Raw genomic sequence first — 7,137 nt, forward strand, 5'->3', positions numbered from 1 at the left:
TGGAGGTATTAAGTGGACAACTATAGGTTTTTACTTTCCGGAGGAGGAACCGGAGGACATATATATCCGGCTGTTGCCATAGCCGATGAGCTCAGGCGCAGACATCCCCGGGCACAGTTCCTTTTCGTAGGGGCCAGCGACCGGATGGAGATGGAAAAAGTGCCCCAGGCCGGATATGAGATCAAAGGACTCTGGATTAGCGGACTGGAGCGTAAAATAACACTGAAGAACCTGTTGTTTCCGGTGAAACTTCTGGCGAGCCTGATGAAAGCAAATGCGATCATAACAGATTTTAAACCCCACCTGGTAATCGGTACCGGGGGTTTTGCCAGTGGACCAACACTGCGAATGGCCTCCTCAAGGGGGATACCCTGTGTATTGCAGGAACAGAATTCCTTTGCCGGAATTACCAACAAATGGCTGGCGGCCAAGGCGGCGCGGATTTTTGTGGCCTATCCGGGGATGGAACGCTTTTTTCCAAAGGCAAAAATCCGGTTTACCGGGAATCCTGTCCGGGCAGAATTGAGTGAGTCCCTGCCCGACAAACAACAGGCCAAAGGAGCCTTAAACCAACATCAGGATCAAAAGACATTGGTTGTTTTGGGGGGTAGCCTGGGGGCGCGACGGATCAATCAGTTAATTGAAGCGGAACTCGGATTTCTGCAGGAACTCGGATTTCAAATCCTCTGGCAGTGCGGGAAGGGTTATTATCAAACCTATAAAAAGTACACGGCTCCGGGGGTGGAGGTCACTCCTTTTATCAGGGATATGCGTACCGCTTTAGCCTCAGCAGACCTGATTATATCCAGGGCCGGTGCAGGTTCGGTATCGGAACTCGCCCTTGTGGGTAGCCCGGTATTGTTTATACCCTCGCCCAATGTGGCCGAGGACCATCAGCGCAAAAACGCAGAGGCCATTGTGGCGAAAAAAGCAGCAGTAATGTTATTGGAATCCGAATTGGAGGAATCCTTTAAAAAAACAATGGAAGAGCTGGTCGCTAACCCGGAAGGTATGCGAGCCATGGGTGCGGCCTTTAAAGGATTGGCAAAGCCGGGTGCCACGGCGGCTATAGTCGATGAAATTGAAGGGCTCCTTCATAAAGCCACGAGCCATGATTAAGATTGAGCGGATATACTTTATCGGAGCAGGGGGCATTGGTATGTCGGCCCTGGCCCGTTATTTTGTACATCTGGGCAAACCAGTGGCCGGCTACGATAAAACACGCACACCCCTTACAGATACCCTGGAATCTGAAGGGATCGCCCTGCATTTTGAGGATGCAGTCTCCCAAATTCCCGACGCATTTCGCACCCCGGAAGGAACCCTGGTTGTGTATACCCCCGCCATCCCGGATTCGCATACGGAATTGAATTATTTCCGCGGCAAGAACTTTCAGATTAAAAAACGGGCAGAAGTACTGGGCCTGATCAGTAGCAATAGCCGCTGCCTGGCTGTAGCAGGGACGCACGGGAAGACTACGACATCGTGCATTCTGGCGCATCTGCTCCATGAGGCCGGCCTGGAGTTCACCGCTTTCTTGGGGGGTGTCTCTGAAGACTTTGGCAGCAATTTCGTGCTGGAAGGCATTGAGTTTACCGTTGTGGAGGCCGATGAGTACGATCGCTCCTTCCTGTGGCTGACCCCTGAAGTGGCCTGTGTAACCTCTATGGATGCCGATCATCTCGACATCTATGGGAGCGGGGAGGCCCTGGAAGACTCCTTCAGGGAGTTTGCCGGAAAATTAAAAATCGGGGGGACATTGCTGGTGCGCAAGGGACTCCCCCTAAAGGGTCTGACGTATGGTATAGAGGACGATTCAGACTACTGTATCCGCAATCTGCGACAGGATGCAGATGGCTATGTGTTTAGCATTCAAACCCCTCAGCAGAAATTTGATGAGGTGTGCTTTTCGAAACCGGGACATCATAACCTGCTCAACGGGCTGGCTGCTTTTGCCATGGCGATGCAGGTGACGGGAAATCCCGAACCTCTGATTCGCGGGTTGGCAACTTTTAAGGGTGTGGAACGCAGGTTTTCGGTAATGCACAAGGGCGAGCAACAAGTATATGTGGATGACTACGCCCATCATCCGCGGGAGATCGATGCGGTATACCAGGCCCTGCGGGAGAATTATCCTGCCGCCCGGATTCTGGCAGTGTTCCAGCCCCACCTGTTTTCCCGTACCCGGGATTTTGGAGGGGATTTTGCGCGGAGCCTCTCCCGTTTTGACGAGATCTGGCTGCTCGATATTTATCCGGCCAGGGAGCAGCCCATTGCCGGCATTGATTCACAATGGTTGCTGGAACAAATTGAGAATTCGAATAAAAAGATGGTTTCCAAAACCGATTTAATCCCTGAGATCAAGGCGCGAAAGCCTCAGGTGCTTGTCACCATGGGTGCCGGGGATATCGGTCAGCAGGCCCAATTCATTAAAAAAGCTTTACGAGATGCGAGTTAACTGGAATGTTTTAAAATTATTAGGTCTAATAAGCTGTACAACAGTACTGTATGCATTTTCTGAAGTACGTAGTTCAGATCGGAACATTAGAGAAGTGCACATTGCCTTTGAGGAAGGTGAGAACTTTTACCTCACAGAGAGTACGGTTAATAAATTGTTAATACAAAAATATGGCCTGCTCCGGAATGCACCCAAAGAAGGGGTAGTTTTGAATACTATAGAGTCGGTCTTGCAGACCTCTGATATGGTTAAAAATGCCCAAGTATATCTTACTGTTGACGGTGACCTGTACGCAAAAATTACGCAGCGCAAACCCATCGGTCGTGTAGCGGGAGCCAATCCGTTTTACCTCGATGATGAGGGCATGAAAATGCCCCTGTCTCCCAGTCACTCTGCACGAGTCCCAATCATTACGGGCGAAATCACTGGCAAAACCCTAGAGGATGCCTATGTGATTTTAAATTTTATAAATCAGGATCCCTTTCTCAGCAAGAATGTGATAGGCATCCATATCGAAGGGGAATCCGATTATCATTTAAAATTCCGTTTAGAGCACTTTGTCGTGCGTCTCGGGGACACCTCCGACCTGGCGGAGAAGTTTAAAAATTTTAAAGCTTTCTACGCACAGGCGACTTTGGAGAATACCCTGATGTCGTACCAGGTAGTGAGTCTGGAATTTGATAACCAGGTAGTTTGTACAAAAATTTAATGCAGCCATGGAGCAAAAGAATTATTCAGTAGGTCTTGACATCGGTACCACAAAAATTGTGGCCATAATCGGCAGGGAAAACGAGTACGGCAAAATTGAGGTCCTTGGTATCGGGCGTTCCCGTAGCCTTGGGGTGCATCGCGGCGTGGTCAATAATATTACCCAGACAATCCAGTCCATTCAGCAGGCAGTAGACCAGGCCGTAGAGAATTCCGGTATTGAAATCGATTCGGTCACGGTGGGAATTGCCGGGCAGCACATCCGCTCCCTGCAGCATAGTGACTATATCACCCGACCGAATCCGGAAGAGGTCATTGGAGAAGAAGACCTGGAAAAGCTTTGCAACCAGGTGTACAAACTGGTCATGCTTCCCGGAGAGGAAATCATACATGTACTTCCTCAGGAGCACAAGGTAGACGGGCAGGCGGAAATCAAACAACCTATCGGGATGTACGGAGGTCGTCTGGAGGCGAACTTCCATGTGGTTGTCGGGCAGGTGTCCTCGATTAAGAACATAGGACGCTGCATTAAGAGTGCCGGACTGGATTTGGACAACATCACCCTGGAACCCCTTGCTTCGGCCAATGCTGTACTGAGCCAGGAAGAAAAGGAAGCGGGGGTAGCCCTGATCGATATCGGTGGCGGTACCACCGACCTGGCCATCTTCAAGGATGGGATTATACGGCACACGGCAGTTATCCCTTTTGGGGGTAATGTGATCACAGAGGACATCAAAGAGGGGTGTTCCATTATCGAGAAACAGGCAGAATTGCTAAAGCTGAAGTTTGGCTCGGCCTGGCCGGGGGAGAACAAGGACAATGAAATTGTCTCCATTCCCGGACTCCGGGGGAGGGAACCCAAGGAGATCTCCCTTAAAAACCTTTCGAAGATTATCCACGCCCGTGTGGTTGAAATCATAGAGCAGGTGTATCTGGAGATCAAGAATTACGGTCATGAAGATCAAAAGAAAAAGCTTATCGCCGGAATCGTGCTCACCGGGGGAGGAAGCCAGTTAAAACACCTGAAGCAACTCGTGGAATACATCACCGGGATGGATACCCGGATCGGATACCCGAACGAGCATTTGGCCGGGGATTCAGATCAGGAAATTGCCAGCCCCACCTACGCGACCGCAGTGGGACTGCTGATGAATTCTGTAGAGAACAAACACCGCAATGAGAAGCGGAAGGAAATGGAGAGCGCTGAGGCTTCGGATGAAGACTTTGTCCTGGAAAATGTCGCCGATTCGGAAAGCCAGGCAGAGGCCATGGGAAGGGAGCGCAAATCTGTGCTCGACCGTTGGGCAGACCGCCTTAAAGAATTTTTAGACAATGCAGAATAGGGACCTCGGGTCTTAAAGTAAAACCGCAATACGAATAAAATAAACATATATGGAAATGGATAACATCACCTTTGATTTACCCAAAAACCAAAGTAACGTCATCAAGGTTATCGGCGTTGGGGGAGGAGGCAGCAACGCGATTAACCACATGTTCCAGGCCGGGATTCACGGTGTGGACTTTGTGATTTGTAACACCGATGCCCAGGCGCTACAAAACAGTTCTGTGCCCAATAAAATCCAGCTCGGGGTTACCCTTACCGAGGGACTCGGCGCAGGGGCGAATCCCGAAGTGGGGGAGCAGGCCGCTTTGGAGAGTATGGAAGAGGTAAAACAAATGCTATCCACAAATACAAAAATGGTTTTTGTCACTGCCGGAATGGGCGGGGGAACGGGTACGGGTGCCGCTCCCGTAATCGCCAGGCAGGCCAAAGAAATGGATGTCCTCACGGTAGGAATCGTGACCATGCCTTTTCAGTTTGAAGGGAAAACCAGGTGTCACCAGGCGCAGAAGGGGATTGAAAAACTCCGGAATAATGTGGATTCGCTGATTGTCATCAATAACAACAAATTACGGGAGGTATACGGAAACCTCGGGTTTAAGGCCGGGTTTGCGAAGGCAGATGAGGTCCTTGCCACGGCAGCGCGCGGAATTGCCGAGGTCATTACCCACCACTTTACCCAGAATATCGACCTCAGGGATGCCAAAACAGTACTTTCCAATAGTGGTACAGCCATTATGGGTTCTTCTATGGCTTCAGGTTCTTCAAGGGCTCAGGAGGCCATCGCAAAAGCTCTTGATTCCCCCCTGCTGAACGACAACAAGATCAAAGGGGCGAAGAATGTACTCCTGTTGATTGTTTCCGGGTCCCAGGAGATCACCATCGATGAAATTGGGGAGATCAATGACCATATCCAGGTGGAAGCCGGGCATAGTGCCAACATCATTATGGGTGTGGGAGAGGATGAGAACCTCGGAGAAGCCATTGCGGTTACCGTTATCGCCACGGGATTTAACGTGGATCAACAAGACGAAATAGTCAATACGGAGTCCAAGAAAATCATCCATACCCTGGAAGACGAGCAAAAGGCGCAACAGGACCTGAGCGAACAAAAGGTGGTACATACCCTGGAAATGGAAGAAGAATCCACAGAGGTAAGCGTACAACAACCCGATATGGATCTGGTGGAGACCACCCAGTTCATCAGAAACTTCAATGTGTTCTATGACGAAGTTGTCGCAGAGCCTGTAGAAGAAGACTTTGTCTTTGTGGATTCAAAGGAACTGATCCGGGATATCGAAGTGGTCGATCCACAAGTGGTCTCACCTGAAGCAGAGAAAGAAGACCAGTTTGCCCTTGCTTTTGATATGCCCCTGGCGCCTAAGCAGGAAGATGATACTAACGAGGAGGAGGAAAAGGAAACCGTGATCACATTTGATTTGGGGGAAGACCTCAACGATATGGAAGTCCGGGACCATGTGGAAATCACACCCGTACTGGAGTACGAAATAGAAGGAGAAACCCGATACAGCCTCGATGAGTATCTCGACCTGGAAAAAAAACTGACCGGAGCCACTTCCAAAGCAGAGCACTACGATCCGAAACTGACCGGGGGGGAACTCGTATTTGAGCACAAGGTGGCGGACAAGCCCGAGAATCCGGCTGCTCCTGAAACCCAGGAGCCCACAGACCGGCCCATTTCTGAAATCTTAAAGGAGCGGGCCGATGAAAGAAGGCGTAAACTCAAGGATTTCAATTATAAGTTTCAGCATAACCGTACCAATATTGATGAAATTGAAAAACAACCGGCCTATAAGCGCCAGGGTGTGGATTTGAACCAGACACCGGACGGAGAGGGGAAAGTTTCGCGCACTACCCTGAGTGAGGACAGCAATGATGAACTGCGCCTGCGATCTAATAATTCCTTCCTCCACGACAACGTAGATTAACTACCTGTAGCAGGAGATTATTGACAGAGACCCGGGAAAATCGCTTCCCGGGTTTTTTTTATCTTCGTACACCTAATTTAATACTGAAATAATGGCTTTGCAGGAACAGGTAATGCAGGAATTAAAAGCAGCTATGAAGGCTAAAGATACCGTAGCACTGGAATCGCTACGGGCGATTAAATCCGCCCTTCTAATAGCTAAAACAGATAAAGGCGGGGGCGGAACAATGACTGAGAATGAAGAAATTGCGCTGGTCCAGAAACTCGTAAAGCAGCGCAAGGACAGTGCCGCTATATTTACCCAGCAGGGCAGGGACGATCTGGCAGCCCCTGAATTGGAGCAGATTGCCGTATTGGAGCGTTTTCTTCCCGAGCAGCTCTCAGAGGAAGAAGTCCTTAAACAAGTACAGGCCACCATTGCCGACCTGGGTGCGGAATCAATGAAGGATATGGGAAAAGTCATGGGCGTGGTCACCGGCAAATTAGGCGGAAGCGCAGATGGAAAAACCATCGCAAACCTGGTACGGCAGGAACTGAATAAATAAAGGCGCAAGCCTTTCTTCCCGGCGAAGCTGGCATTTTCGCACCATGACGTTTCAGGAAGTTTATTTTATGTAAATTGCGCCCGCTTAAAGGCCGCGTAGTTCAACTGGATAGAATATCAGATTTCGGCTCTGAGGG

General features: G+C 49.9%; 6 protein-coding genes. All 6 read left to right on the top strand.

Annotated elements, in window-relative coordinates; all coding sequences use genetic code 11:
- Positions 1-12: 12 nt before the first annotated feature.
- The 6 genes from murG (at position 13) to WBV75_RS00735 (ending at position 7,001) form a co-directional block, all read left to right on the top strand.
- Positions 13-1,119, top strand: coding sequence for an undecaprenyldiphospho-muramoylpentapeptide beta-N-acetylglucosaminyltransferase (gene murG, locus WBV75_RS00710; RefSeq protein WP_424118746.1), 1,107 nt, complete (start codon positions 13-15; stop codon positions 1,117-1,119).
- Positions 1,112-2,458, top strand: coding sequence for a UDP-N-acetylmuramate--L-alanine ligase (gene murC, locus WBV75_RS00715; RefSeq protein WP_424118747.1), 1,347 nt, complete (start codon positions 1,112-1,114; stop codon positions 2,456-2,458). The genes murG and murC overlap by 8 nt, the downstream gene beginning before the upstream one ends.
- A 94-nt stretch (positions 2,459-2,552) precedes the next feature.
- A complete protein-coding gene (locus WBV75_RS00720) occupies positions 2,553-3,167 on the top strand; it encodes a cell division protein FtsQ/DivIB (RefSeq protein WP_424118748.1) in 615 nt (204 codons plus the stop codon).
- Positions 3,168-3,174: 7 nt separating this feature from the next.
- Positions 3,175-4,509, top strand: a complete 1,335-nt coding sequence (gene ftsA, locus WBV75_RS00725; protein WP_424118749.1) for a cell division protein FtsA — start codon at positions 3,175-3,177, stop codon at positions 4,507-4,509.
- 49 nt (positions 4,510-4,558) lie between these two features.
- A complete protein-coding gene (gene ftsZ, locus WBV75_RS00730; RefSeq protein WP_424118750.1) occupies positions 4,559-6,457 on the top strand; it encodes a cell division protein FtsZ in 1,899 nt (632 codons plus the stop codon).
- Positions 6,458-6,548: 91 nt separating this feature from the next.
- A complete protein-coding gene (locus tag WBV75_RS00735; protein ID WP_424118751.1) occupies positions 6,549-7,001 on the top strand; it encodes a GatB/YqeY domain-containing protein in 453 nt (150 codons plus the stop codon).
- The last annotated feature ends 136 nt before the right edge of the window (positions 7,002-7,137 follow it).

This window comes from Robiginitalea sp. (assembly GCF_049588695.1).
Lineage (GTDB): Bacteria > Bacteroidota > Bacteroidia > Flavobacteriales > Flavobacteriaceae > Robiginitalea.

Bases quoted from the DNA above. Each gene is read 5' to 3' on its own strand.
- ftsA (WP_424118749.1), top strand. From the start codon at position 3,175: ATGGAGCAAAAGAATTATTCAGTAGGTCTTGACATCGGTACCACAAAA.
- murC (WP_424118747.1), top strand. From the start codon at position 1,112: ATGATTAAGATTGAGCGGATATACTTTATCGGAGCAGGGGGCATTGGT.
- WBV75_RS00735 (WP_424118751.1), top strand. From the start codon at position 6,549: ATGGCTTTGCAGGAACAGGTAATGCAGGAATTAAAAGCAGCTATGAAG.
- ftsZ (WP_424118750.1), top strand. From the start codon at position 4,559: ATGGAAATGGATAACATCACCTTTGATTTACCCAAAAACCAAAGTAAC.